This window comes from Chungangia koreensis (assembly GCF_042651785.1).
Taxonomy (GTDB): domain Bacteria; phylum Bacillota; class Bacilli; order Bacillales_A; family Planococcaceae; genus Chungangia; species Chungangia koreensis.
In genome coordinates this window covers 24,556-49,651 of the sequence record NZ_JBHSEC010000007.1, presented here as the reverse complement: position 1 = coordinate 49,651, position 25,096 = coordinate 24,556, and the positions used below count along the sequence as shown (strand labels likewise).

29 protein-coding genes are annotated in these 25,096 nt (G+C 43.4%); 8 read left to right on the top strand and 21 right to left on the bottom strand.

The genetic code is table 11. The features are described from left to right. The first annotated feature begins 24 nt into the window (after window positions 1–24). On the top strand, window positions 25–174 hold the full coding sequence (locus ACFOZY_RS06405; protein ID WP_378153498.1) for a hypothetical protein: 150 nt from the start codon (window positions 25–27) through the stop codon (window positions 172–174). On the opposite strand, the gene ACFOZY_RS06400 is transcribed toward ACFOZY_RS06405, so the two are convergent. Next, window positions 171–1,823 carry an ABC transporter substrate-binding protein gene (locus ACFOZY_RS06400; protein ID WP_378153496.1) on the bottom strand — a complete coding sequence of 551 codons (1,653 nt, stop codon included), beginning with the start codon at window positions 1,821–1,823 and terminating at the stop codon, window positions 171–173. The genes ACFOZY_RS06405 and ACFOZY_RS06400 overlap by 4 nt on opposite strands. A 205-nt stretch (window positions 1,824–2,028) precedes the next feature. On the opposite strand from ACFOZY_RS06400, the gene ACFOZY_RS06395 reads away from it, so the two are divergent. Next, window positions 2,029–3,285, top strand: coding sequence for an MDR family MFS transporter (locus tag ACFOZY_RS06395; RefSeq protein ID WP_378153494.1), 1,257 nt, complete (start codon window positions 2,029–2,031; stop codon window positions 3,283–3,285). Window positions 3,286–3,363: 78 nt separating this feature from the next. Here ACFOZY_RS06395 and ACFOZY_RS06390 read toward each other — a convergent pair whose 3' ends face one another. After that, entirely contained in the window at window positions 3,364–3,810 is a 447-nt protein-coding gene (locus ACFOZY_RS06390; RefSeq protein ID WP_378153492.1) for a DUF305 domain-containing protein, read from the bottom strand. Window positions 3,811–4,061: 251 nt separating this feature from the next. Here ACFOZY_RS06390 and ACFOZY_RS06385 point away from each other — a divergent pair, with 251 nt between their 5' ends. From ACFOZY_RS06385 to ACFOZY_RS06370, 4 genes are all read left to right on the top strand, one after another. Beyond that, a complete protein-coding gene (locus tag ACFOZY_RS06385; protein WP_378153489.1) occupies window positions 4,062–4,781 on the top strand; it encodes a toast rack family protein in 720 nt (239 codons plus the stop codon). A 12-nt stretch (window positions 4,782–4,793) separates the two neighbouring features. Next, window positions 4,794–5,216 (top strand): GNAT family N-acetyltransferase, encoded by a 423-nt coding sequence (locus tag ACFOZY_RS06380; RefSeq protein ID WP_378153487.1) that lies wholly within the window; start codon window positions 4,794–4,796, stop codon window positions 5,214–5,216. Between the two features lie 21 nt (window positions 5,217–5,237). Further along, window positions 5,238–5,546 (top strand): hypothetical protein, encoded by a 309-nt coding sequence (locus tag ACFOZY_RS06375; RefSeq protein ID WP_378153485.1) that lies wholly within the window; start codon window positions 5,238–5,240, stop codon window positions 5,544–5,546. A gap of 75 nt (window positions 5,547–5,621) precedes the next feature. Further along, window positions 5,622–6,656, top strand: a complete 1,035-nt coding sequence (locus ACFOZY_RS06370) for a TDT family transporter (protein WP_378153483.1) — start codon at window positions 5,622–5,624, stop codon at window positions 6,654–6,656. Between the two features lie 219 nt (window positions 6,657–6,875). On the opposite strand, the gene ACFOZY_RS06365 is transcribed toward ACFOZY_RS06370, so the two are convergent. From ACFOZY_RS06365 to ACFOZY_RS06355, 3 genes are all read right to left on the bottom strand, one after another. Beyond that, window positions 6,876–7,283, bottom strand: coding sequence for a RidA family protein (locus ACFOZY_RS06365; protein WP_378153481.1), 408 nt, complete (start codon window positions 7,281–7,283; stop codon window positions 6,876–6,878). An 87-nt stretch (window positions 7,284–7,370) separates the two neighbouring features. Further along, entirely contained in the window at window positions 7,371–7,520 is a 150-nt protein-coding gene (locus ACFOZY_RS06360) for a hypothetical protein (RefSeq protein WP_378153479.1), read from the bottom strand. Between the two features lie 31 nt (window positions 7,521–7,551). Continuing rightward, a complete protein-coding gene (locus ACFOZY_RS06355) occupies window positions 7,552–8,061 on the bottom strand; it encodes a hypothetical protein (protein WP_378153476.1) in 510 nt (169 codons plus the stop codon). A gap of 148 nt (window positions 8,062–8,209) precedes the next feature. Here ACFOZY_RS06355 and ACFOZY_RS06350 point away from each other — a divergent pair, with 148 nt between their 5' ends. Next, window positions 8,210–8,464 carry a DUF2188 domain-containing protein gene (locus tag ACFOZY_RS06350; RefSeq protein ID WP_378153474.1) on the top strand — a complete coding sequence of 85 codons (255 nt, stop codon included), beginning with the start codon at window positions 8,210–8,212 and terminating at the stop codon, window positions 8,462–8,464. A 72-nt stretch (window positions 8,465–8,536) separates the two neighbouring features. Here ACFOZY_RS06350 and ACFOZY_RS06345 read toward each other — a convergent pair whose 3' ends face one another. The 6 genes from ACFOZY_RS06345 to ACFOZY_RS06320 form a co-directional block, all read right to left on the bottom strand. After that, complete coding sequence (locus ACFOZY_RS06345) at window positions 8,537–8,677, bottom strand: hypothetical protein (RefSeq protein WP_378153472.1); 141 nt, start codon at window positions 8,675–8,677, stop codon at window positions 8,537–8,539. A gap of 65 nt (window positions 8,678–8,742) precedes the next feature. Continuing rightward, the gene (locus ACFOZY_RS06340; RefSeq protein WP_378153470.1) at window positions 8,743–9,360 is read right to left on the bottom strand and encodes a PH domain-containing protein; all 618 of its coding nucleotides are present in this window, start codon (window positions 9,358–9,360) and stop codon (window positions 8,743–8,745) included. Window positions 9,361–9,441: 81 nt separating this feature from the next. Next, window positions 9,442–9,957, bottom strand: coding sequence for a hypothetical protein (locus tag ACFOZY_RS06335; RefSeq protein ID WP_378153468.1), 516 nt, complete (start codon window positions 9,955–9,957; stop codon window positions 9,442–9,444). A 135-nt stretch (window positions 9,958–10,092) separates the two neighbouring features. Next, window positions 10,093–10,203: a cytochrome bd oxidase small subunit CydS family protein gene (cydS, locus tag ACFOZY_RS06330; RefSeq protein ID WP_378153467.1), complete on the bottom strand. Its 111-nt coding sequence runs from the start codon at window positions 10,201–10,203 to the stop codon at window positions 10,093–10,095. A 12-nt stretch (window positions 10,204–10,215) separates the two neighbouring features. Continuing rightward, window positions 10,216–11,244 (bottom strand): cytochrome d ubiquinol oxidase subunit II, encoded by a 1,029-nt coding sequence (locus ACFOZY_RS06325; protein WP_378153465.1) that lies wholly within the window; start codon window positions 11,242–11,244, stop codon window positions 10,216–10,218. Further along, the gene (locus ACFOZY_RS06320) at window positions 11,241–12,581 is read right to left on the bottom strand and encodes a cytochrome ubiquinol oxidase subunit I (protein ID WP_378153463.1); all 1,341 of its coding nucleotides are present in this window, start codon (window positions 12,579–12,581) and stop codon (window positions 11,241–11,243) included. The genes ACFOZY_RS06325 and ACFOZY_RS06320 overlap by 4 nt, the downstream gene beginning before the upstream one ends. A 184-nt stretch (window positions 12,582–12,765) precedes the next feature. Here ACFOZY_RS06320 and ACFOZY_RS06315 point away from each other — a divergent pair, with 184 nt between their 5' ends. Then, window positions 12,766–13,194, top strand: a complete 429-nt coding sequence (locus ACFOZY_RS06315) for an NUDIX hydrolase (RefSeq protein ID WP_378153461.1) — start codon at window positions 12,766–12,768, stop codon at window positions 13,192–13,194. A 58-nt stretch (window positions 13,195–13,252) separates the two neighbouring features. On the opposite strand, the gene ACFOZY_RS06310 is transcribed toward ACFOZY_RS06315, so the two are convergent. The 10 genes from ACFOZY_RS06310 to ACFOZY_RS06265 all read right to left on the bottom strand — a co-directional run bounded on the left by ACFOZY_RS06310 (window position 13,253) and on the right by ACFOZY_RS06265 (window position 25,064). Beyond that, on the bottom strand, window positions 13,253–14,167 hold the full coding sequence (locus tag ACFOZY_RS06310) for a diacylglycerol kinase (RefSeq protein WP_378153459.1): 915 nt from the start codon (window positions 14,165–14,167) through the stop codon (window positions 13,253–13,255). A 128-nt stretch (window positions 14,168–14,295) separates the two neighbouring features. Beyond that, on the bottom strand, window positions 14,296–14,865 hold the full coding sequence (locus ACFOZY_RS06305) for a thioredoxin family protein (protein WP_378153457.1): 570 nt from the start codon (window positions 14,863–14,865) through the stop codon (window positions 14,296–14,298). A gap of 396 nt (window positions 14,866–15,261) precedes the next feature. Then, a complete protein-coding gene (gene gatB / locus ACFOZY_RS06300; protein ID WP_378153455.1) occupies window positions 15,262–16,692 on the bottom strand; it encodes an Asp-tRNA(Asn)/Glu-tRNA(Gln) amidotransferase subunit GatB in 1,431 nt (476 codons plus the stop codon). A 1-nt stretch (window position 16,693) separates the two neighbouring features. Next, on the bottom strand, window positions 16,694–18,157 hold the full coding sequence (gene gatA / locus ACFOZY_RS06295; protein ID WP_378153453.1) for an Asp-tRNA(Asn)/Glu-tRNA(Gln) amidotransferase subunit GatA: 1,464 nt from the start codon (window positions 18,155–18,157) through the stop codon (window positions 16,694–16,696). Between the two features lie 21 nt (window positions 18,158–18,178). After that, window positions 18,179–18,469 carry an Asp-tRNA(Asn)/Glu-tRNA(Gln) amidotransferase subunit GatC gene (gene gatC, locus ACFOZY_RS06290; protein ID WP_378153451.1) on the bottom strand — a complete coding sequence of 97 codons (291 nt, stop codon included), beginning with the start codon at window positions 18,467–18,469 and terminating at the stop codon, window positions 18,179–18,181. 69 nt (window positions 18,470–18,538) lie between these two features. Then, window positions 18,539–19,660, bottom strand: coding sequence for a CamS family sex pheromone protein (locus tag ACFOZY_RS06285; protein ID WP_378153449.1), 1,122 nt, complete (start codon window positions 19,658–19,660; stop codon window positions 18,539–18,541). A gap of 13 nt (window positions 19,661–19,673) precedes the next feature. Continuing rightward, entirely contained in the window at window positions 19,674–21,680 is a 2,007-nt protein-coding gene (gene ligA / locus ACFOZY_RS06280) for an NAD-dependent DNA ligase LigA (protein WP_378153447.1), read from the bottom strand. Between the two features lie 24 nt (window positions 21,681–21,704). Beyond that, window positions 21,705–23,927: a DNA helicase PcrA gene (gene pcrA, locus ACFOZY_RS06275; protein WP_378153789.1), complete on the bottom strand. Its 2,223-nt coding sequence runs from the start codon at window positions 23,925–23,927 to the stop codon at window positions 21,705–21,707. A gap of 48 nt (window positions 23,928–23,975) precedes the next feature. Beyond that, window positions 23,976–24,671 (bottom strand): heptaprenylglyceryl phosphate synthase, encoded by a 696-nt coding sequence (pcrB, locus tag ACFOZY_RS06270; protein WP_378153445.1) that lies wholly within the window; start codon window positions 24,669–24,671, stop codon window positions 23,976–23,978. 72 nt (window positions 24,672–24,743) lie between these two features. After that, a complete protein-coding gene (locus ACFOZY_RS06265; RefSeq protein ID WP_378153443.1) occupies window positions 24,744–25,064 on the bottom strand; it encodes a YerC/YecD family TrpR-related protein in 321 nt (106 codons plus the stop codon). Window positions 25,065–25,096: the final 32 nt, after the last annotated feature.

The following is a 25,096-nucleotide window of genomic DNA, read 5'->3' as shown; positions in this document are numbered from 1 at the left end:
TGTTAATGAAGGAAATCCGTTTTAATGCCTACTGGATATCAACGATTAGTGATGGTTTATCAACGATTGTTGGCCATATATCAACGATTCTTGGATAGATATCAACGATTATTAGCTGGATATCAACGATTTTTCATTTATATCAACGATTATGTAATAACCGACTTCTTCTAAATCTCCGGCCGAACCCAAAGTTTTGAGAAATCCACATATCCGAAATGCTTAAGCTGGATGTTTTGCAAGTCCTCTGAGAAAGGGATTCTTCTCTTTTCTGAATACAGCGGGATCATGATTGATTCTCTTAATAAGGCATCTTCCAATTGTTCATGCAGCTCTTTCCACTGGGCAAATGGTGTTTGATTGTATGCTTCTACTTTCCGGTTCAGGTTATCGTCTAATCTTAGGATATTGACAAGAGGTGAGTACCCGTTCTTGAGGAAAACATAGTAAGAGAACACTTCATTCATCTCAAAGATTTCACCGTGGACAAATAAATCGATTTCGTTGTGCCGGATATCGCTATATAAGGAATCAAAAAAACGCACTCGACGGATTTCAAAGGGCACTCCTTCCTTCTCAAATACTGACTTCGCCCATTGAGTAATCGTTTCGTTGTAACTGACTTCCATCATGACAAGAGGTGAACTGAACTCTGGCCGCTCCACAACGGGCACCGGGTAGTTTCCTTTTCTCCAAGAAAGGCAGCTTGTATCGTTCGGTATTCCACGGGAATGGATTTCACCGATTTCATCCCGATGTTTCGCCAAAACCCAATGGACATAATCCCGGACTTCCTTCCTTGCAATGTCCGTGTTCCGATGCGGGTTCATGATCATGACGCCAAAGCCTGAACTGCTTTCGACTTGTACCGTTTTTTCCGGTTCCCGTTTGGATGCAGTCGTGTAGGCCATGTCATAATCTTTTGGTACTTGAATGAATTCTACTGCATCAAGCAATGGCCGCTCCTGAAAATAATCTTTAAAAGCAATAAGCGTTGTCTTCTTTTCGTTATTTTCGTCGATGAAAAAGGAGCCGGTCCCTGATATCCGATGACCTGTTTCTTTATAAATACTGGCATTCAACATTCCAATCATTTGAAGAATATAGCTGTTTCCATCCGGATAATGGATGTCCACCACCAATGGAAACGGTGAATGAATCTGTTCGATTGGACTCCACATGTCCTTAAACTGTGGCTGTTTTCTCATTCGCTCCAAACACCAAACGACATCTTCAGCGGTCATGGTGGACCCATCATGGAATAATACGTCTTTTTTTAGATACAATCGGAGCCTTTTCCGATCGACATCATAGCTATGGGCTAATTCTGGAGTCACATTACCGGTTTCATCGACCGACACGAGACGGTTATATACTGTAGCCACGAGGTTCGCGCTATTCACGTCTGCCGCTTCTAACGGATGAACTGACAAGAATGGATACCGCCGTGGAATAATCAATTTATCCTCTTCATCGTCCCGATGGACATATCCGAATTTAGTTTGGAACTTCTCCATCAGCCGCTGCTTCCGCTCCGGTGACCAATCGAGAAGAAGATATTTACTGCTCACTTCGACTGGCTCCTTTTCAATCCGTTCCAACACCTCCGCTTCGAACTCCTCCTCAACATTCCGTAACCAATTTAGCTTGGAGACATTTCCTCTCCCTCTTCCTGACGTAAAGGTGAGCCATCCCTCCTGTTCCCATCTTTTCAAATGCCGTGAAGTCTGTTTCATGCTCAATTCGAGAACTTCTGCCAATTCTTTCGTTTGGACTGTCCCAGACGGAACCTTTCTCCAAAGCGTATGTAAGTAGATATCCAATCCGACTCCCCCTCAAAAGTGGACATGTAGCGTTTTTTATCTTCCTTAAAACCTATTTTCGTCTATTTTACTATAGTCGGGATGGATAAAGGTTTACTAATTGTTGTTCATTCCCACATAAAAGTGGACATCACTCTCTCAAACTGTCCATTTTTAATTCCCCCCGTCTGCTTTATGATAGTTCATACAGAAGGGGGTTTTATAGATGAAATGGAAAGACTATCCTCAAAACATTAAAGTGCGGCTCATTACATCCTTCTTCAATCGAGCGGTTTCTTCAGCCGTCATGCCTTTTATGGCTTTATTTTTCTCTTCTGAAATGGGTAAGGTATGGGCCGGCATATTTCTGATCGCATCCGTAGTCATCGGATTCATCGTCAATCTGATTGGCGGATACATTTCGGATCGATTCCCAAGGAAAAAGGTACTCCTAATGACCTCAACATTAAGTTCGGTGATGTTCCTACTGATGACGCTGAGTTTACTGCCAGTTTCAAAGATGATTTGGTTGTTCGCCATTGCCTATTTGCTTTTCATGATTACGAGCAGTCTTGGACGTCCAGCAATGCATGCCATCATCATCGACTCCACGACTCCGGAAAACCGGAAAGCTGTCTATGCAATCGATTATTGGATGGTCAATCTATCCATGGCAATCGGTACGGCTTTGGGTGGTTTGCTCTACGTCAATCACAAAATCGAGCTCTTTATTCTTCTAACTGTAGTCTCTGCTTGTTTGCCGATTGCTTATTGGATCTGGTTGAAGGACACGGAAACACCGCGCTTGGAAATGAAGCATCAAAATGTTTTCATTGATGTCCTAAACAATTACAAAATTGCGTTCCAAGACCGTCCATTCGTAAAAGTGGTCATCGGATCGGTATTTATATTCGCAGCGGAATTTTCGATGAGCAACTATATCGGTGTCCGATTAGCTGATACGTTCAAGTCGATTCATATTGGGACATTTGAAATTGACGGTGTCCGCATGCTGAGTATCCTTAATATCGAAAACATGCTGCTTGTCGTTTGCTTCACTTTCTTTATTAATAAAATCACCGACCGCTTTCCGAAAAATAAAGTGTTACTATTCGGACTGATTCTATATGGAATCGGCTATATGACGGTCACATCTGCAAACAGCTGGTATATCCTCATCGCTTTCGGGTTCATCTCGACACTTGGAGAATTGATTTATTCACCGGTCCGGAATGCCGAACAGGCGAACATGATGCCGGCTGACAAAAGGGGCTCTTACTCTGCCTTCTCCAACTTGTCCTTCAGTGGAGCTGATTTGGTTGCGCGTTCTACCATCATAATCGGCGCCTTTTTAGTCCCATCTATGATGTCGGTCTACATCGGCTTACTCGTTTTGGCGGGTACCTCACTTGTCTATGCAGGTCTTTTCAGTAGGCAAGATATAAAGAAACCGATTTTAGAGGAGAAGGTTTCTGTCCCTTAATTTTCCCTACTACAAATGAAACGCCCCTGCGGATCTATGAGATTCGCTAACAGGGGCAAAGTTTCATTTACTATTCACTTAGTCATCCAACTCTTCTATGAGTTTCTTCATCTCAGCAATCTCTTTTCGCTGCGCCTCAATGATCTGGTCCGCCAACTTTCGTACTCTCGGATCTTGGATGTCTGCTCGTTCACTTGTCAAGATGGCAATGGAGTGATGTGGAATCATCCCTTCCATGTAATCTACATCATCGACCAACGCTTGGCTGCGCAATAGGAAAAGAGACAGACCAAACAACACAATACTTCCTGCCAAAATCCCCATGTTCATTTTTCGGTTCTTTAACATTTGCCTCATAAACACCAACATGATAATAGCCATAGTAGAACCCATCATTAATGCCATATAAGCCCTTGTTTCACTAAAAAACACGTGCTCTATCTTGTATGTGCTTAAGTATTTAAATAGAAACATGATAATGGTTGAGGTCAGGACCATTCCTCCGAACTTCAGGTAAGGTTTCAATTCCCCACACTCCTTAAAGGTTTTTTTACTACATTACCTCCCTTCTTTCCCCTTAAACATTCATTGTTCCATTGCACACGTGAGACTTTTTGAAACAGTTTCGAAAACGATAAAGCAAAAAAATAAATATGTAGAAGCAACCTCAGACTAAAGTCTGAAACAAATTAAACCGCTGGACCGTATTACAAATGATGGAGTTCACGATATCCTTATAGTACAAGGAAAAGAATTCCCAAGGAGGATACGGAGTCATGAAAAAATCGTATATTGTCATTTTGTTGGCGGGCTTTCTGTTATCGGCGGTAGGTTTCGGCTTTATGCAAATCTTTGCTTCCGAAAAAGAAGAGGAGTTAGTGATTGAGAAAGATCGTGCTAAGCAACTGGATGTGAAGATGGAATTCGGTGCAGGGGAATTCACCCTCTCTGGCGGTTCAAAGGAGTGGATTACTGGATCGGCGAACTATAATCACCGTAAACTGAAGCCTAAAATCGAGTATAAGCAAAAAAATGACCGAGGGGTTGTAAAGGTTGTTCAGAACGAAGGAATCAACTTCGGCTTCAATAATTTCAGAAACCTTCACAATAGCTGGGATCTGCAGCTAACCGATGAAATCCCCGTGAATTTGGATGTCGATTTAGGTGCCACTGAGGCGTTATTGGATTTGCGTGGAGTACAACTTCATTCACTGAATATTGATAGCGGAGTAGGTGATAGCACCCTCGACTTAAGCGGAGAACCGAAAAATAGCTATAAAGCGAAAATCGACATGGGTGTTGGTGATCTCACTATCTACGTACCAGAAAGTTATGGCGTTAAGGTATCCGCCGAAAAAGGACTCGGTCAGGTGAATGTCCCAAATTTAATCTCACAAGGAAACGGTATTTACGTTAACGAAGCTTACAATGGGAAAGATTTCATCGAGCTTACTATTGATATGGGTGTCGGGAATGTTGACGTACTTATGAAGTAGGTGGAATGGTTAATGCGAGATTTAACTTCCTCGGGTTTAGACGAACGGGTATGGCAGTTGTTATCATTTGCCACCTGGGAAAATCGAATCGAGACGGAATATGAAAAGTATCGTTGTGAATCAGATTACATGTTATACGGATTTATAGATGAGAATGAGCTTGTTGGCTGTATTGGAATACAGCTGACTGGCTCTTCTTCGTGTGAAATAAGGCATATCGCTGTAGATCCAGAAACACGTGGCAAATCAATCGGGCGACAAATGATCGAATATGTGATTGATCGTCATGAACTTTGTCATATCATTGCCGAGACTGACAAGGATGCAGTGGAATTTTATCGCAAAACGGGATTTTCAATTAACAGCTTAGGAGAAAAATATCCTGGAGTTGAAAGGTATAATTGTGAATGGCTTAGAAATAAGGATATAACCTAAATAATTGGAGGGAGTTTAGTTGTGAACCGAGACCTCGCTATTCGATCAATAGGAATTTCGTTATTAGGCATGTTTGTCGGTTTTGTTCTTTTATTTTTTTCTGTCAACTTTGGCCAACGTCGGGCTGAGAACTGGTTAGGAGCAAGAGGTGGTGCCAGTCCGGAAGAATATGCAGTAGTTGTGGAGCAGTCAATTTCCGTATTCATCGTTTTAGGCGGAGTAATTCTTGCTGCAAGTCTTCTTTGGGCAGTTTTACTTTCGGTGAAATATCCAGAGATGATTAGAAATCAGCAAACAAATGAACAAGTAAATGAACAGACCAAAGCCTAAACAAAGTCATTTTTCATAGTGACTGATATGCTCTTTTCCAGTTTAGGAAGGGAGCCTTTTTAGTGCTGTTGTATAATGAGTGTAGTTATCGAAAAGGTGTGCATGACAGCTATGAAATTACACTCACAACGAACAATCGATCCAGCAGCTGGTTCGATTATAATGGCAATCGGAATTTTCCTTTTAGGGGCAATCCATCAATTCCCCTTCTTGGATTTACATGTTGGGTTTACTTTTTCCGCAATCACCGTATTGCTTTGGGTCATTTTCTTTTTCTTATTCATTCGTTCTACTCTAACAAAAACCTACCGACAATCATTGGCGAATTCATACATAAGCAGTTTTGGGCTGGGAACATGGATTGCTGCTACATCCGTAATCGGTGATCTAATCGTCCAGCGTGCTCCTCAATATTTGTCATTTGTAGAGGTGCTGGCAATTGGCAATGTCATACTTTGGATTATTTTCATGGCATTCAGTATCCGCCAATTTGCAATGATTTTCCGTGAAAGAAAATTCACGGAAACACATGGAGTCATCTTATTATCGACGGTTAGTACCCAATCGATTGTAACCCTCCTGTTAAATTTGAATCCTGATTTTGAGCCTGCTGTAATTATGGCGCTCATTTCAATCGGTCTGCTCTTGTACGGATTGTCATTTATTCTCCTGATGATCCGGTTTGGAAAGAAATTCGGAACCATTCATGAATTAAAGAATACGGACTGCATCATCCACGGAGCATTATCCATCTCTGGATTGGCAATGGCCCAATCGGGTTATTTCAGTTTTGGTACATTGAATGCTTTCTGGCTGTTGGTTTTTAGTTTTTTCATCATTATAGAGGCACTCGAAATTTTACGAGCCATTCAACGGGTAAAACAGAGTGGCTTGAGAGACGGTCTCTTCACATACCACATTACCCAATGGTCACGGAACTTTACCTTCGGAATGTTTTACTTCTTCACCCTGACTTTCATTAGCCGAAACACTTCTCACGATTTACATTTCCATGTTGAAATCATGAATATCATGGGTTGGCTCGTCATTTGTCTGTTAGTAATTCAAATCGGCAACTGGGCATATAATCGACTAAAAGCAATCATTTAGTTGACAAAGCTTCGGGGAATTGGTAAAAATGTAGATGTAAGGTCAAATTCCGACATAATCTGCAATTTTTTATATATCATATTGAAAAGATCGCCTCCGTTCGGGGGCGATCTTTTCGTTTTTAGAATGTGAAGACCAACGTAACTAATATAAACATTAAAACGGTATATCTCCTGATTCCGACAAAACTTGGCGTTTTTGCCAAGTCTTATTAAACGTTCACTTCTCTTCTACCGCAGCCACTGCCTCAATTTCCACTAATTGATGCTTGTATCCCAATACGGTCACCCCGGATAATGTACTTGGCACATCATACTCCCCAAATTCTTCGCGGATAGCTTTCCATGCTGTGACTAAATCATCTTGGTTACTTGATGCTACCAAAACTCTTGTATAGGCAATATCCTGTAAAGTCGCTCCAGATTCTTTTAACGCTTCCTTCAAATTATCCACACATAATTTAGCTTGCGCTTCATAATCCGCATTCTCTGGCACCTTTCCAGTACTATCAAGCGGACATGCTCCTGCCATGAAAAGAAGATTCATTCCGGCCGGAACCTTGCTTGCGTACGCGTAATCCACGGATGGAAGGGTTTTTGAATGAATCAAAGAAATTTGTTTGTTCATTAGAATAACTCCTTATATTCGTATGGCTGACAACTTAATACAACTTTCGGTAAGTTGGAGATTCGATCATTTATAAAAAAATCTGAATCATTGAGCGATCCACGAAACTGCTTTAATGATTAGAACGAACATCATTCCCACAATCACAAACCCCCCAAGAAAATAGCAGAGACCGGTAAAAACAGTTTTAAATAGGTCTGCTATCGCGCCTACCAAATCATCGATGAACCTTAACATACTACCCCTCCTCTATTTATTCGAATGTCTTTCATCCCCTAACAAGATCGAGTGCCAAACTTCCCTCGACTAACTTCCATGCAGCCGAGTCAAAGTATAAGTTGAATCCCCATGGAAAGTTTGGCGTTACACCTATTGCCTGATCGTTTTCCAATCGGAATAGGATGGCCATGTATGGAGGGTCCTCCGGTTTTAGGTCACCTAATGAATGAAAGGAGATTTGCTCGATCTTCGACCAAATACGTATGGATGATATCGAATTAAAAACTAATTGACCCAACTCATCGTGTATTTCATAGGGTAGGGGATCTGGCATTTCCTGTTCTTTGATGGAGAATGAATAATAATCGTTTTCATCATCTATTTCTTGAGCTTTCATATGTACATAATTATCCTTAAAAGACCACACCAAGTCTTCAAATACAGTTACTCGATTTTGACGTATCGACCAATCCATATGAATACAATAAATCGATTCTACGTATTTCCCCAGCATACCTTTTAACGCCTCAATTGACTCCTCTGACAGATCAAACAACATACATCACCTCCGACACCCCATTTACTTGTTATACGGACAAAATCAGGAAAAGTTTTCATATTTCTATAATTGATTTGAAACTATAATTGGTTATGCTCCATCTTAGCGGGTAAATACTTAATATAACTCATGATTAGGAGGGATTCAGATGGCAGACAACCAAGATCGAGACAAGTACTTTGAAGAGCGAGAAGGAAGCGATGAAGCACGCTTTCATGTAGTCCCAAATGATGAAGAGGGATGGGCGGTCAAAGAAGAAGGAAATGACAATCCGACATTCACTTCTAATGACAAAGATGAAGCAGTGAAGGAAGCAAAACGCCTGGCTGAAGAAGCTGGGACAATGGCTTATATCCATAATGACGATGGAAGAATTGAAGAACAAGTGAATTACATGGACTAACGCATAGCCTGGGTGATCTGCCCAGGCTATAATTTTTGGAGGCTAATTATCTTAATAAGTCTCCCACCCTTTTCAAAAGAAAAATAGTACTCTTACGAGGATTCCTAACGCTGCTCCAATAAGAATGATGAGATACTTCCGATTTCTTGTCTTCGTTTCCCTTTGAATACGATCCCTTTTCAGAGCCGGGTATTCACGTTCGAGGTCCTTCATATAATCCTCCTTCATCGAAAAATGGGTACAAAAAACGCAGGGATTCCGCTATCCCTGCGTTGATGTCAATTCTTGATGAAAAGTTCGAATACATGCCCGAAGTCTTCGGCTACGTATTGTTTGCTGCTTTCTTTCAGCCAGTTGTTCGTGAATTCCGTGATTGCTTTAAACGAGTCTGACGGTGCATTATTTTGCCCGTGTGACGCAGCAGCGAGGCTTCTTGCTGCATATTCCAGACTGTCCGTTGCATATTTACGATATTTATCGTTCTCTTTTGTCACTCGTTCAATTTCAATCAAGCTCTTATAAAGGTCTTTAATTTGATCGGCTTGGTTTTTGTTGATGTCAATATCCATTTGCGTATCGCCGATCAGAAACTTAATTTCCACATCAAGGTCAATCGTTCCTGCCGTTTCTAAAAGGACATTGCGGATTGGTGAATACTTATAATCGTATCTTCTTAATGTACGTTTCTTGCTGACCGCCGAATCTCCGTCTACGTGGATCAGTGCCAAATTCGTAAAGCAGTATTCGTCCATTCTTGTTTTAATGAGGAAATAGATCTTTTCCCCTTTTTCATGCATGACGTAATCGTCGGATTCTGTTTTGTCGTAGTCGCTTGGGTCAATAACTTTTCCAATGTCTGAAAGTCCTAAAGCGTCAGAAGCCAATTTCTTTAACATTCACAATCCCTCCAATTTAACCATTCTGTTTAAATTATACAGAAGTCCATCTCCGATGGGAATAACTTCAAAAAGATACCACTAAATTTCCGCCAGACTCTCCAGCGATTTTAAGACATGATCGATAAATCCATGTATTTCCCCCATCTGTTCTTCGGTAAGTGTCCGATTGAACTTCACTTCAATTGTGTCGATATAGGGGTCTCTTTCCTGTCCCCAAAAGTAACTGATAATCTGTATGATTTCATGTTCATCTTCCCAAATCGCATTTAACGTCTGATTGATGCGTCTGCATTGTTCCTCAACATTTGTTAGACGCTTATGAAAACGGAGTGTCAATTGGCAGCCTGGGGTAGCATCGGGATATTCTAAAATTTCGGCCGCTAACTCCCTGAGCGAAGCTTCTAACCCGATTTCTGCCGTTACCTCATGTTCACCTGCAAGAGCAAATGAAATCGCAAATTCCCGTTTCATGACAGCAAAATCCATCCGATCGATTCGGTTGGTTATATCGATTTTACGATCAAGGGTATCTAAATCATACACATGATTTTCAAAAGCCACTTTCAAATTATCAAACACTGTTGGATCATACATTTGCTTGTTCCTCCGTAAAGTCCGTAGTTTCATCATTGTCGCTTAATATACATTAGTTTGTCGACTATCTTGTGTTGGTGTCCGAATACCTTTCCCCATAAGAAAAAGCCGCCTAAGTTAGACGACTTTCATTCGTTAATTCTCTTGATCCACAACCGCGCGATCCCTTGGTGCTAAGTAAAAGGCGGCTGATATTGAGATAAGTAGCACGATGATTGGTGCCACGAAAATCATGAAGCTCTCCATTTCAACGCCTCCTCATGCATGATTCTTGTCTTCTTTTCCGCGTACATAATCTTTGTTGAATAAAAATAGTTTGAACAGCAAGTACAACGAAGGCAACAGTAAGCAAAGTCCCAATATGAAAGCTACGATCAATGAGATAGCCATTGCTTCATTCGTAAAGCTTTCCTCGACAGACAAGTACGGATGCAATATATACGGGAAGTGAGAAATTCCGTATCCGTAGAAGGCAAAGGCAAACTGTAGAATAAGCAAGACAACAGCTAATCCATAGTTTCGGCGTTGCCAGATGAGCCAAACTGTTCCAATGAACAAGACGCCAGATATCGCAAACATCCACCAGAGATCTAAAATATTGTCGAAATGCCACGGTGCATGTGCACGTAATTCCACGATGATTCCAGTCGCGGTAATAATGAGCGGTGCTGCCCATATTAAAGCGTATTTACGCATTAGATTAGTCGCTTGTTCGTCCCCGGCTTTGCTAGCGTACCAAGTGAGGAAAACAGCCGAAATATAAAGGACTGCAGCCAGACTCAACACTACAATTGACCAAGTCAATGGACTGACGAATAATCCCCAATAGTCGAGAACAGGCTTGCCATCTACCATCGATATGAATCCGCCTTCCGATATCGTTAAAACGATGGAGAGCGATGCCGGAATCAGCAGTCCAGCTGCCCCGTACATGAAGGAATACCCTTTGTGTCCACGGGAACCATACGTTTCAAATGCGTAGTAGGAACCTCGGATCGACAGCAAAATCAATCCTAAACTTGCTGGAACCAACAGTGCAGTTCCGTAGTAGAATGCTGATGTTGGAAAGAACCCGACCATTCCTACAAAGAAGAAAACTAAGAAGACGTTCGTCACTTCCCAAACCGGCGATAAGTAACGTTGGATAATATTCGTTAAAATATGATGTTTATTCGTCAAATGGCTGTATGCATTAAAGAAACCTGCGCCGAAGTCGATCGAACCGACAATGATATACCCAAATAGGAACAACCACAATACGGATATTCCGATTAGTTCAAGTGTCATGCCGGATCACCGCCTTTCTGACTCTCGTATTTCGCCAATTCCTTTTCAACCGGATTTCTTCTAAAGATCCGGTTCAGGACAACGACACTGCCCACTCCCAAAATGAAGTAAAGAATCGAGAACAAAATAATCATTAATCCAACATATTCACTTGACGTTGCAGCTTCAGCAGTCGTCATGAGACCCCGTAGAATCCACGGTTGCCGTCCGACTTCTGTCATCCACCAACCAGCTTCAATCGCCACAAATGCAAGCGGTCCGCTGAATACAATCAGCCAGAGGAACCAGCGTGCATTGGCAATCTTCCAGCGCCATCTCTTAGCCACATAATACAATGCCGATACTCCTAAGAGCAGCATACCGATCGTCACCATCGTGTCAAAGAAATAGTGGATATACAACGGTGGAACTTCGTCCTTTTCAAACTGATCAAGTCCGATTACCTCGGCATTCGGATTGCTATAAGCCAAAATACTTAAGCCAAACGGGATTTTAATATCATATTTCACTTCACCATCTTGAAGAATTCCGTAAAGCCTTAACGGAGCTCCTTCCTCTGTCTCAAAATGCCACTCAGCTGCAGCCAATTTCTCCGGTTGGTATTCTGCTAAGTATTTACCGGAAAAGTCGCCGATCAATGCTGTCGCTATGGAGAAAACCAAACCCAATTTCATCGTCATAAATAGAGCTTTTTTGTGATAAACGTGATTCGAACCTCTTAACAGTCTAAATGCGGCAATAGAAGCAAGCATGAATGCAACCGTCATGAACGCTGTCACCACAACGTGTGAAATCTTTGTAGGCATTGCCGGCGTAAACATGGCAATAATCGGATTGATATTCGCCAATCGTCCATCTATGATCTCAAAACCTTGCGGTGAGTTCATGAAAGCATTGACAACGGTAATGAAAACCGCAGACATCGCTCCACCGATAGCTACTGGAATAAGAAGCAACAAGTGCTTCTTTCTGCTGAAACGATCCCATGTGTAGATATAGATCCCCAAGAAAATAGCTTCAAAGAAGAAGGCGAAGGTTTCCATGAATAAAGGCAAGGCAATCACATGACCTGCCACTTCCATAAATCCTGGCCATAGAAGAGATAATTGCATCCCGATAATCGTACCGGTCACTACCCCGACTGCAACAGAAACGACATAGCCTCGTGCCCATCGGCGTGCCATTAGTATATAGTGTTCATCATTTTTTCGAATCCCTACCCAATGGGCAATCATGATGAAAAGCGGCACCCCGACGCCGATTGTGGCATATATAATATGAAAAGACAGTGTAAGTTCTGTCAAAATCCTGCTGAACTGTACTGAATCACCCAACATTTTTTCCTCCCTCCAAGAGGTTTTCTACTACCACTATCATACCCTACTACTGTTGTCTATTAACGATTGATCCGTGACAAATCACGTTCAAATAGGTTAGGATTTTGTGAACGAAATAAACTGTTGCGAATAGTAAGTCAATTTAGTAACATAAAGTAACAATTTTTTAAGGAGGGATGCATATTTGCTGACGAAAAGGAAAGTTTTGGCTTATATCACGAAGGGGGAAGCAGAAGAGCGAGAGCTTCTTGTTTTTGAACATAAGGACATACCGGAAGCTGGAATTCAAGTTCCCGGCGGTACGATTGAAGAAGATGAGCTTCTAATTGATGCTTTATATCGTGAAATCGAAGAAGAAACCGGAATCACTCGGAATGAATTGACCTTAGTAGGCAAGATCCGTAAGTATTTATTCTTCCCCGAAGGCAATCATGGCATCCATGAACGAAATATTTTTCATCTTTCCTATATAGGTGAAGAAAAATCGTATTGGGAACATGTTGTAAACGGTGGCGGAGAGGATGACGGACTGATTTACTGCCTGCGGTGGATTTCACTGCAAAATCCGCCAGTACTTGCGGGAGCGCAAGATGATGCACTGGATATGATCTAAGAAAAAAGATAAGGAAGCTGCGATGAACAGCTCCTTATCTCTACTTGATCAATAAATATTACGGACGGTCTTGTTCACGAATCTCATCCAAGTCGACGAAGACTTCTACATGGCGGTACAAATTTTCAAAGACAGCCGGTATCGGCCCACCTGATTCACCGTCCAAGTTCAATAAAACTTGCTCATCGGATGTGACTTTAATCTTCTTCGCTTTCTTCATGACGACCAGCGGATCATTCACATGTTCACCACGGACAGCCAGCGACGCTACCCGTATGAATTCCGCCATATTGCATTTTCGCAGAATAATTAGCGTGAAGTACCCGTCGTTCACACTGGACTCCGGTGCCAACTTTTCAAAGCCGCCGACCGAGTTTGTCAAGCCGACGAGGAACAGCATCGCTTCCTCATCAAACACCTTATCATCATATTCAATACGCATGTTGGATGCATGGAGCGAAGGGAGCATTTCAATTCCCTTCAAGTAATACGCCAATTGCCCTAACATCGTTTTTAACTTGCTCGGTACATCATACGTTAGCTCTGTCAGACGGCCGCCACCCGCGATATTGATGAAATGCCGTTCATTATTCACGACACCTACGTCCACCGGAATACTGTCTCCATTAATAATGACCTCAACCGCTTCCTCAATTTCGCGTGGAATCCGTAATGCCCGTGCGAAATCATTGGTCGTACCCATAGGTATCAATCCGATTTTGGGACGATTCGGGAATGGACTGACTCCTTCGACTACTTCGTTTAGCGTACCATCACCGCCAGCTGCAATGATGATATCGAATTCACGTTCTACGGCCTTTTTCGCTGCTTCCCGGGCATCCCCTTCGCAAGTGGTCGCGTGGCACGACGTCTCGTAACCGGCAATTTCCAGCTTCTCCAGCACCTCAGGCAAATGCCTGCGGAACGCTTCCCGTCCGGACGTCGGGTTGTAAATGATACGTGCTCGTTTCATATAGTAAAACCCTTCCTGCAATGATCTATTACTTCATAAGACTATATCAGATACAAAATAGTTGCATGAAAAGAAGCCGGTTTGCCGGCTTCCATCCTAATTATAATCCGTTCTTTGCAAAAGACCAATTATGACGATTTTTGAACCGCAGGCATGAACTCCTTACGGATATCCTCATAAACCCACAACCAAAAATCAGGATTTGTCTTATACTGTTCAGTCATTTGACCAATAACCTCTTTTTGTTTTTCCTGGAATGAAGGGTCCTCCTTTGCAGGCAAGTCCTTCCGGATATCCGTAACAAATTCCTGAACCTTCGGAGCACGCGGACCCCATTTTGCCAGAACCTCTCCGTCTTTACTCAACAGTAAATAAACAGGAATAGAACGTCCGCCATTCGTCAAATATTGATCCATCAAATCGAGATTTTGGTCACGATACACACAGCGCACTTCAATCCCCGCAGCTTCCGCAATATGTCGTAAAATCGGATTATTCATCATCGCATCTCCGCACCAGTCTTCTGTGATGACCAATACATGCGGATTTTTTTCCTTCAGAATTTGAATGAACTCATCATCCTTCGGCATTTGGAACTGCTCGTAAATGTTCATCGTGTTATCCTTATGTGTTTCCATCTTGGACATATAATCTTGAAGCGAAATCGCCTCTTCATAGTATTGCTGTTCGGTTTTCATCGTACATCCTCCTTTATTACCTTCAGTTTACTTTGTCCCCAAGGTTTGTTGCAATTTCTATGCTTTCTTAAAATGTTCAATGTTGAAACAGTCGTAGATTTTTCTACTGGTGTGCGGAGCTCGTGTTGTGGAGTTCGGTCTTCATATTGCGCGATTCATCTGTTCATATTGCGCGTAATGCGCTCCATATTGCGCGGTTTCGGCTTAGTATTGCGGCATTCTTCACTCGTATTGCGGGGACCTTCATTTCACAGTTCCATATTGCGCGCCACGACCTCCATATTGCGCGGTTTCGGCTTAGTATTGCGCGAAAACACATCCATATTGCGCGCCCCGCAAAAACAAAAAAACCATCCAGGAACACACTCGGTGCCCGGATGGCCGTCATTCTAACTCTTATCTTTTCTGGATTTCTTCCATCAAAATCTTATTCAGCAACTGTGGATTCGCTTGTCCTTTTGTTGCTTTCATCATTTGGCCGACAAGGAAGCCGATGGCACGGTCCTTACCGTTTTTGAAGTCTTCGATGGATTGTTCGTTTGCATCCAATGTGTTGGTGACTAATTCACGAAGAGCACCTTCGTCAGAGATTTGGACGAGTCCTTTGTCTTTGACGATTTGTTCTGCGGATCCGCCGTTGTCTGCAAGCTCTTTGAATACTTTCTTCGCAATTTTAGATGAAATGGTGCCTTCTTCGATAAGTTTGACCATTCCAGCAAGTCCTTCAGGCGTTAGCTTTGTATCTGCCAGTTCCTTTTGCTCGGCATTCAAGTACTCGGATACGCCGCCCATTAGCCAGTTGGAAGTCAACTTCGCTTCAGCGCCGGCAGCGATGGTAGCTTCAAAGAAATCGGACATTTCTTTCGTAAGCGTCAAGACCATTGCATCGTATGCCGGTAATCCGAGTTCCTCTACATAGCGCTTTTTACGCGCATCCGGAAGTTCTGGGATTTCAGCCCTCACTCGTTCCAGCCACTCGTCGTCGATGACGATGTCGACAAGGTCCGGTTCAGGGAAGTAACGATAGTCGTCAGACCCTTCTTTTACACGCATCAAGATTGTTTTACCTGTGGATTCATCAAAACGGCGTGTTTCTTGTTCGATTTTTCCACCGGATAGAAGCACTTCTTCCTGACGTTTTTGCTCATGTTCCAAGCCTTTACGGACGAAGTTGAAGGAGTTCAAATTCTTTAACTCCGCTTTCGTACCGAATTTCTCTTGTCCATAAGGACGTAGCGAGATGTTCGCATCACATCGCAAAGAACCTTCTTCCATACGAACATCCGATACGCCAGTAAATTGGATAATGGATTTTAACTTCTCCAAATACGCGTATGCTTCTTCCGGAGTCCGGATGTCCGGCTCAGATACAATCTCGATGAGCGGTGTACCTTGACGGTTAAAGTCAACTAATGAATAGCCGTCACCAGTGTGCGTCAACTTTCCTGCATCCTCTTCCAAGTGAAGGCGTGTAATACCGATCTTTTTCTTCTCGCCATTCACTTCGATTTCAATCCAACCATTCACGCCAAGCGGCTGGTCGAATTGGGAGATTTGGTATGCTTTCGGGTTATCCGGATAGAAATAGTTCTTCCGGTCGAATTTCGTATGGCGGGTAATTTCACAGTTCAATGCGAGTGCCGCTTTCATTCCAAACTCAACGGCACGTTTGTTGACGACCGGCAATACGCCTGGGTAGGCAAGGTCGATGACGTTTACGTTCGTGTTTGGTTCAGCTCCGAAATGTGCAGGAGATGGGGAAAACATTTTGGAATCGGTCTTCAGTTCAACGTGTACTTCCAACCCGATAATCGTTTCAAAGTTCATATCATTTACCCTCCCATATTTGAGGAGTTTGCTTATGGAAATCCGTTGATTGCTCATAAGCGTGAGCGACACGGTAAATCGTCGACTCATCAAAGTGGTTACCGATAATTTGCAGTCCTAATGGCAGACCGTCTGCAAATCCACATGGGATCGAGATGGCTGGTACGCCTGCAAGGTTCATCGGGATCGTCAAAATATCATTCGCATACATCGTTAATGGATCGTCAATCTTTTCGCCGATTTTAAACGCAGGTGTCGGCGTTGTCGGTCCAATAATGACATCATATTTTTCAAATACCTTATCGAAATCTTGTTTGATCAACGTACGAGTTTTTTGGGCTTTTTTATAATATGCATCGTAATAGCCAGAGCTCAATGCGTACGTACCAAGCATAATCCGACGTTTTACTTCATCGCCGAAGCCTTGTGAACGAGTTTGTTCATATAGTTCAACCAAATTTTTCGTACCTTCTGCACGGAAGCCGTAACGGATTCCGTCGAAGCGAGCCAAGTTGGACGAAGCTTCAGATGAAGAAAGTAAATAATACGTAGCCAATGCATATTTCGAATGCGGCAAGGAAACTTCTTCCCAAACAGCGCCTAGTCCTTCTAAGACTTTCAAAGCATCAAGCACTGCTTGCTTCGCCTCTTCACCGACACCTTCTCCTAAGTATTCGGAAGGCACAGCAATACGAAGACCTTTAATGTCACCAGTTAAAGCAGCTGCAAAATTCGGTACTTCCACATTTGCGGAAGTTGAATCTTTCGGATCAAGTCCAGAAATCGCTTCAAGCAATAGCGCATTGTCTGCAACATTCCGCGTAATCGGCCCGATTTGGTCTAAAGATGAAGCAAACGCGATTAAACCGGAACGGGATACCCGACCGTACGTTGGTTTCATGCCGACTACTCCACAAAAAGCAGCTGGTTGGCGGATGGAGCCGCCTGTATCGGAACCAAGTGAAAACGGTACTTCGCCAGCAGCGACAGCCGCGGCGGATGCACCAGAGGAACCACCCGGTACATGATCCAAATTCCATGGATTACGCGTATTTTGAAATGCTGAGTTTTCGTTGGATGAACCCATCGCGAATTCGTCCATGTTCAATTTTCCGATCGTTACCATACCTGCTTGACGAAGTTTTTCTACAACTGTTGCATCGTAGATTGGTACGAAATCCTCTAAGATTTTACTCGCTGCCGTTGTTCGCAAACCGTTTGTGACGATATTATCTTTTACACCGATTGGCAGGCCGAACAATGGGCCCCGTTCTTCAAAAGGGACTGCGTCCATTTCAGCAGCGGCTGTTTTTGCTTGCTCTTCATTCAACGTCAAGAATGCTTCGACATCTCCGTCCAAAGCTTGAACCCGTTTAAAGGATTCTGCCGTCAAATCGGAAATCGTAATTTCCTTATTATGTAACATGGCCTGTAATTCAGTGGCCGAGTGTTTAAAAAGTGTCATTACACGTCCTCCTTCGTTCCATCATTCCAAGATTGACGGAACTTTGACTTGTCCCGCTTCATGTTCTTTCACGTTTTTCATCATTAATTCACGGTCAAGCCCTTCTTTAGGCTCATCCTCGCGTAGTACGTTCACCATATGCAATGCATGTGTTGTCGGTTTAACATCCGATGCATCGAGCTCATTTAACTGTTCAGCAAATTGGATGATGGCACCAAGCTGTCCTGCGAATTTTTCAGATTCCTCTTCCGTAATTGCAAGTCGCGCGAGTTTCGCTACGTGCTTAACCTCTTCTTTTGAAATATTGGCCATGTCTGCACCTCCATAATTCTTATTTTAGTATCATATCATGCTTAAGGCAGCCAAGATACAGACTCTCCCTTAGTAGTGATAAATATGAACCTTAGGCTCCGAGTCATCCGCATCCTTCAGGATCAAAGCTTCTGGACCATTGATGGAGGTTACGCTGACCTCTACCTTAATACCTGGATAATGTTCAATGACCTGCTCCGTCAAATATTGGGTGAATCCAACGAGTTCAGCTGAACCGTAAAATTGGATTGGGATATCAATTTTCATACGACTAAGCTTGTTTCCTTGATAAAACCCAGTTCCAATGACATTCGTAAAGCTGGAGAAATATTCGTCAACATCCATCTTGAAATTATCGAACATCGTTCCAGCTTCCCTGAACTTTTCTTCAGCAGCGGAAACCGGGAATAAGACGAATTCTTCATCGACTTTGGCCCAATCCTGAACTTCATTACTTCCACGAGCCGCAAGCCCGTACGTCACATATGTCCCAGGAACAATGGAGTCGCGATTTCCTTGTCGGAAAAGGCCAACTAAGATCGGGACATCTTTCAATTCGGGATTTTTGCGGAGACGGGTAACTATTTCATTGGCCATAGCTCGGCCTTTTTCAACCATTTCACTCTGTGGAATGGTGCGCTCGATATTTTGGTACGAATAAACGGAGTTCATCGCTAAGCCAATCGATACGCCATCCACCTTGATTTTATCCTCACCGGCCCGCACCAAATAATTCTGCTCCACAATGTGTGATAGGTAAACCGGGTATTTATTAACCCGATCTTCCGGAGTCGCTTCTTTTGGGACATCCGGATTCAAACCAGAATCATCTTTTGGCTGTGACAGTCTGGCAAGCCAGTTCTGGGACATACTCTTATCAATGAATTGGCCCTCCTGGAAGAAATAATCATCCGGACTAAAATGACCTTGGGAAAGTCTGATCAGCCCTAACTCAACTTCTTCTATATCATACTTTGAGGACACGTTCTTGACGATTTCACCGCGTGCAGCACTTTTTTTAAGTGGGAGCAGCGTCCGGTAGTAAGTTTCATCGAGCTGTAGGCTCGGAATCAACACATTTTCAGTATCCGAATCCTCTGTCTCCTGCTCAACCTCGACATCCTTGGATGGAACGCACCCTGACAACAAAATCACCGCTGCCAGTGAGATCATCCATTTTTTTTGTTTCATGTTGAGAACTCCTTTAATCATTTATTGCCTCAATCAGCTGACTTTCATTCCAAACCGGAATGTTCAACTGCTCTGCTTTTGCTAATTTCGATCCCGCATCTTCACCTGCAATGACGAGATCTGTCTTCTTACTGACACTGCCGGCGACTGTACCACCCATTGCTTCGATCTTTTCCTTCGCCTCGTTACGCGTCAGCTGTTCTAACTTTCCAGTAAGAACGACCGTCTTACCCGCAAACAAGCTATCTTCTGAAACGGTTGCCGCTCGTCTGCCTTTGTACTCCATATTAATGCCGTTAGCTTCCAACCGTTGGATCAATTCCCGCACTTCATCATTATTGAAAAACTCAACAATCGAGTCGGCCATTTTGTCCCCGATTTCGTGAATGGCTGTCAGCTGTTCTCTTGACGCGGACATGATGGCTTGGAGAGAGCCGAATTCCTGCGATAGAATTTTTGCCACCTTTTCACCTACATGGCGGATTCCCAAGCCGAAAAGTAGCCGTTCAACCGAGTTTTCTTTGGATGCTTCAATTGCATTCACTAAATTAGTTGCAGACTTTTCACCCATCCGTTCAAGCGTAACTAACTCGCCGACTGTAAGCTTATACAAATCCGAGACGTCTTTAATCATCTCTTCACGGTATAGCTGCTCAACGACTTTTTCACCAAGGCCATCGACATTCATGGCGTTTCTTGATACAAAGTGGATGATTCCTTCCACAATTTGCGCAGGACATTGTGGATTTACACAGCGAAGGGCTACTTCCCCTTCAATCCTGATTAATTCACTGCCACAAGCTGGGCATTCAGATGGCATGGAATAAGGTTCTTCAGAGCCCGTTCGCTGTTCTGTCAAAGGCGCCACAACTTCTGGAATGATATCCCCGGCTTTCCGGACAATGACCAAGTCCCCAATCCGTACATCCTTTTCCCTAATTAGGTCTTCATTGTGAAGAGAAGCACGGGCAACGGTCGTTCCGGCTACTCTTACCGGTTCCAAAATGGCAGTCGGGGTAACGACGCCGGTTCGGCCAACACTAAGCTCAATATCAATCAGGCGGGTAACCACCTCTTCAGCCGGGAATTTGTAAGCAGTGGCCCATCTCGGACTTTTTGCAGTAAATCCTAATTCTTGCTGATGAATAAATCGATCTACTTTCACGACGATTCCATCAATCTCATACGACAGATTCGGCCGTTTGTCATGCCATTCTTTGACATACTCGACTACTTCATCAATCGTTTGACATACTCGGCGTTCCTTATTGGTAGTCAAGCCCATTTCATCGAGATAATCCAATGATTCGGAATGACTGTCCAGGCCATATTGTTCCGGATCCCCACCGATCGAATAGAGAAAAATGGATAAGTTCCGGCTTGCAGCGATTTTCGGATCCAGTTGACGCAAGGAACCGGCAGCAGCATTCCTCGGATTGGCAAAAAGGTCCTCGCCTTTTTGCTCGCGCTCTTCATTCAATTTATTGAATGATTTTTTAGGCATGTACGCTTCACCGCGGACTTCGATCGAAATGTCGTTCTTGAGACGAAGCGGAATCGTACGGATCGTTCGTAGATTGGCCGTAATATTCTCGCCTGTCGTTCCATCCCCTCGTGTTGAACCTAAAACAAATGTGCCATTTTCATATGTCAATGAAATAGCTAAACCATCGATTTTCAATTCACACACGTATCGGACAGATTCCCCCACAACCGCTTTAACACGGCGATCGAAATCCCGGAGGTCTTCCTCATTGAAAGCATTGGAAAGACTAAGCATCGGTGTTTTATGTGTAACTTTTTCAAAGCCTTCCAAAATGTTGCCGCCTACACGCTGAGTCGGAGAGTCCGGGAAAATAAGATCCGGATTGTCCGCTTCAATGGCAAGCAGTTCTTTCAAGTACTGATCATAGACGGCGTCAGGCACCATTGGTTGATCGAGCACGTAATAGGCATAGCCATATTCATGGAGAAGCTTATGAAGCTCCTCCACTCTTTTTTCCAATTCGACTTTGTCCATACTGTTGACCTCCAGCTCCCAAATTTACGCTTTTTCAATCGGTGCAAATTTTGCCATAAGACGTTTAATGCCTATAGGTGATGGGAAGGCGATATCAAGCTCAGTATTTTCCCCTTCGCCTCGGACACTGACGACAGTCCCTGCTCCCCACTTCTTGTGAACTGCTTTTTCTCCCGGACTCCAACCCATCTTTTCTCCGCCGCTTTCTTTGTACACAGGTCGTTCAACGGCTGGTCTGATCGGACGGGATTCCCTGACTGGTCGAGCGGATGTAAAGCTTGTCCGTTCCTCAGTAGTTGAGGCGCGTTCAATGATTTCATCCGGAATTTCCTTCATGAAACGGGATGGCTGATTATAACTTGAGCGGCCAAACAATGTCCTCGTTTGTGCACATGTCAAATATAGTTTCTCCTCTGCACGTGTAATTCCTACGTATGCAAGTCGTCGCTCCTCTTCCATCTCATCAGCGTCCTGAATCGACCGGGAGTGAGGGAATACGTTTTCCTCCATTCCGATTATGAAAACTACAGGGAATTCCAGACCTTTCGCAGCGTGCATCGTCATGAGGACAATCTTTTCTTCCGGTTGCTCCTCGTCTTGATCCAAAGCATCAATATCCGAAATCAATGCCAAGTCTGTCAAGAACGCAATCAGTGACTTATCATCGCTTCGTTCTTCAAAGGCCTTTGTAACCGAAAGAAATTCCTCGATATTCTCAAGACGGCTTTCCGCTTCAATGGTCTTTTCATTTTTCAACATATCTCGGTAACCGGATTTATCTAAAACTTGTTCAACCAGTTCTGTCACTGAAAGAAATTCTTGCATACGTGTAAAACCGACAATCAGCTCTCGGAACTTCGCTGTCTCGTTTGCTGTGCGTGGTGTTAGCCCGATGAAATCCACCTCTTGAATCGCATCGAAAATAGATAAGTCATGTGTAATGGCATACGTGGCCATCTTCTCGAATGAAGTAGCACCGATGCTTCGTTTCGGTTCATTGATCACTCTGGCCAATGAAAGATCATCATCATTATTTGCAATGAGGCGTAAGTAGGCAAGTAGGTCCTTAATTTCCTTCCGGTCATAGAACTTCGTGCCGCCAACGATTGCGTAGCTCATGTTAGACTTGACCAAATATTCTTCCATTACACGGGACTGGGCGTTCGTCCGGTAAAGAATCGCAAAATCGCTTGCTTTCCGGTCTTCTTTTTTCATCAGCTCTTGGATTTGTCCAACGACAAACTGAGCTTCCAACTTCTCATCGAATGCTTGATAGACAGTAATCGTTTCACCTTCGTCGTTTTCTGTCCGAAGATTTTTTGCGTACCGGCTCGCATTGTTTTTTATGACGTCATTTGCTGCTTGCAGGATGCGCTTCGTGGAGCGGTAGTTCTGCTCTAACATGATGACCTTTGCATTCGGATAATCCTTTTCGAAGGATAGTATGTTTTTAATATCCGCTCCGCGCCATCTGTAAATCGATTGATCGGAGTCGCCGACGACACAAATATTCCCGAATTTTTTCGCAAGTTTTTGCACGAGCTGGTATTGGGCATTATTTGTATCCTGATACTCATCGACATGAATGTATTGGAATTTATTTTGATAGTATTCCAATACATCCGGAACACGATTAAACAGGGTGATCGTCAACATGATCAAATCGTCAAAATCGAGGGACTGGTTTTTTCGCAGGCGTTTTTCATAGCCTTCATATACTTCCGCAGCCGCTTTTTCGTAAGGATTGAATTCATTGATCTGCCCACGGAAAGTACTTGCATCAATACATTCATTCTTTGCTGAGCTGATAGCATTCAGCATGGAGCGTGGATCGAATTTCTTCGGATCGAGATTACGCTCCTTTAATACGTTCTTAATGACCGTCAACTGATCGCTCGTATCTAAAATCGAGAAATTCTTACTATAGCCGATCCGGTCGATATCCCTGCGCAAAATCCGGACACACATGGAGTGGAATGTGGATACCCACATACGCTCGCCTGTCCCTGCCCCGAGGAGCCCGTCAATCCGCTCACGCATTTCACGTGCCGCTTTGTTCGTGAAAGTGATCGCTAAAATATTGGAAGGATATACTTCCTTCTCAATCACTAAATACGCAATCCGATGGGTCAAGACGCGGGTTTTACCAGATCCGGCTCCTGCCATGATGAGCAGCGGGCCTTGTGTCGTTTTAACCGCCCTTGCCTGCTCGGGATTCATACCCTTCAAAAGATTGTTTGTTAACATTTCCATGATTGCACCGCCTATTTAAAATGGATGGTCCATTCATCCATGTCATATATTTTGTACTGATTTAACTGCCTTGACTGTCGAAAGGGCTGCATCGATATTTTCATAAATAATGTTTCCGACTACGACCGTATCTGCTACTTCAGCCATTGCACGGGCCTGTTCAGCAGAACGGATTCCTCCGCCATAAAACAGACGCGTATTCTCCAAAACCTCTTTCGCTTCTTTTACAACCTCTATATCCCCATATACTCCGCTATATTCCAAGTAGAGAATTGGCAATTTGAAAAAGTGTTCAGCCATCCGTGCATAAGCCACCACGTCATCATTACTCAATTCAGAATTTGCTTCGGTTAGCTTGGCTGCTTTGCAGTCAGGATTCAAAATGATATATCCTTCCGCCACCAGCTCGTCCCAGTCCATCAGATGTCCATATTCTTTAATCGCAAGATGATGGAGATCTTTAAACCATGCCGGGTTTTGGCTATTCAACACAGAAGGGATGAAATAGTAATCGAACCCTAGTGTAATGGAGTCGATTGTTGAAATTTCCAGAACAACCGGGACCGCATACCGTCTAACCCTTACAAGGAGGCTAAGTACATTATCGAGAGTGACTCCATCCGAGCCGCCTACAATAATGCCATCCGTACCCGATTCACACACCATTTCCAACTGTTCGTCCGAGAGCTCTTTTGCCGGGTCCAATTTGAACACATGGCGCCAAGTTCTGAATTCCATTGTCATCCACCTAACATTCGTTTTTGCATTTCTTTATTATAACAAAAAAACCGAGTGGATATGGTGCTCCACTCAGTCTTTCGCAACATTTTGGACAGTTTCTTCCGGGTATAGTCTTCCTAACATTTCAACGTAGCCGTCATTGCCGTAATCAAAGCATCTTCTCACACGAGAAATGGTCGCAGTACTGGCACCTGTTTCCCGTTTAATCGTTTCATACGTCTTCTTTTGTGTCAGCATATGGGCCACATCCAAGCGTTGTGAGAGGGACTGGATTTCGCTGATTGTGCATAGGTCATCAAAAAACCGATAGCACTCCTCCAAATCCTTTAACTCTAAGATGGCTTGGAATAACTGATCTGTTTGGCGACCCCGAATTTTATCTATTTGCATATCGCGATTCCAACCTTTCGTTCTGTAATTGA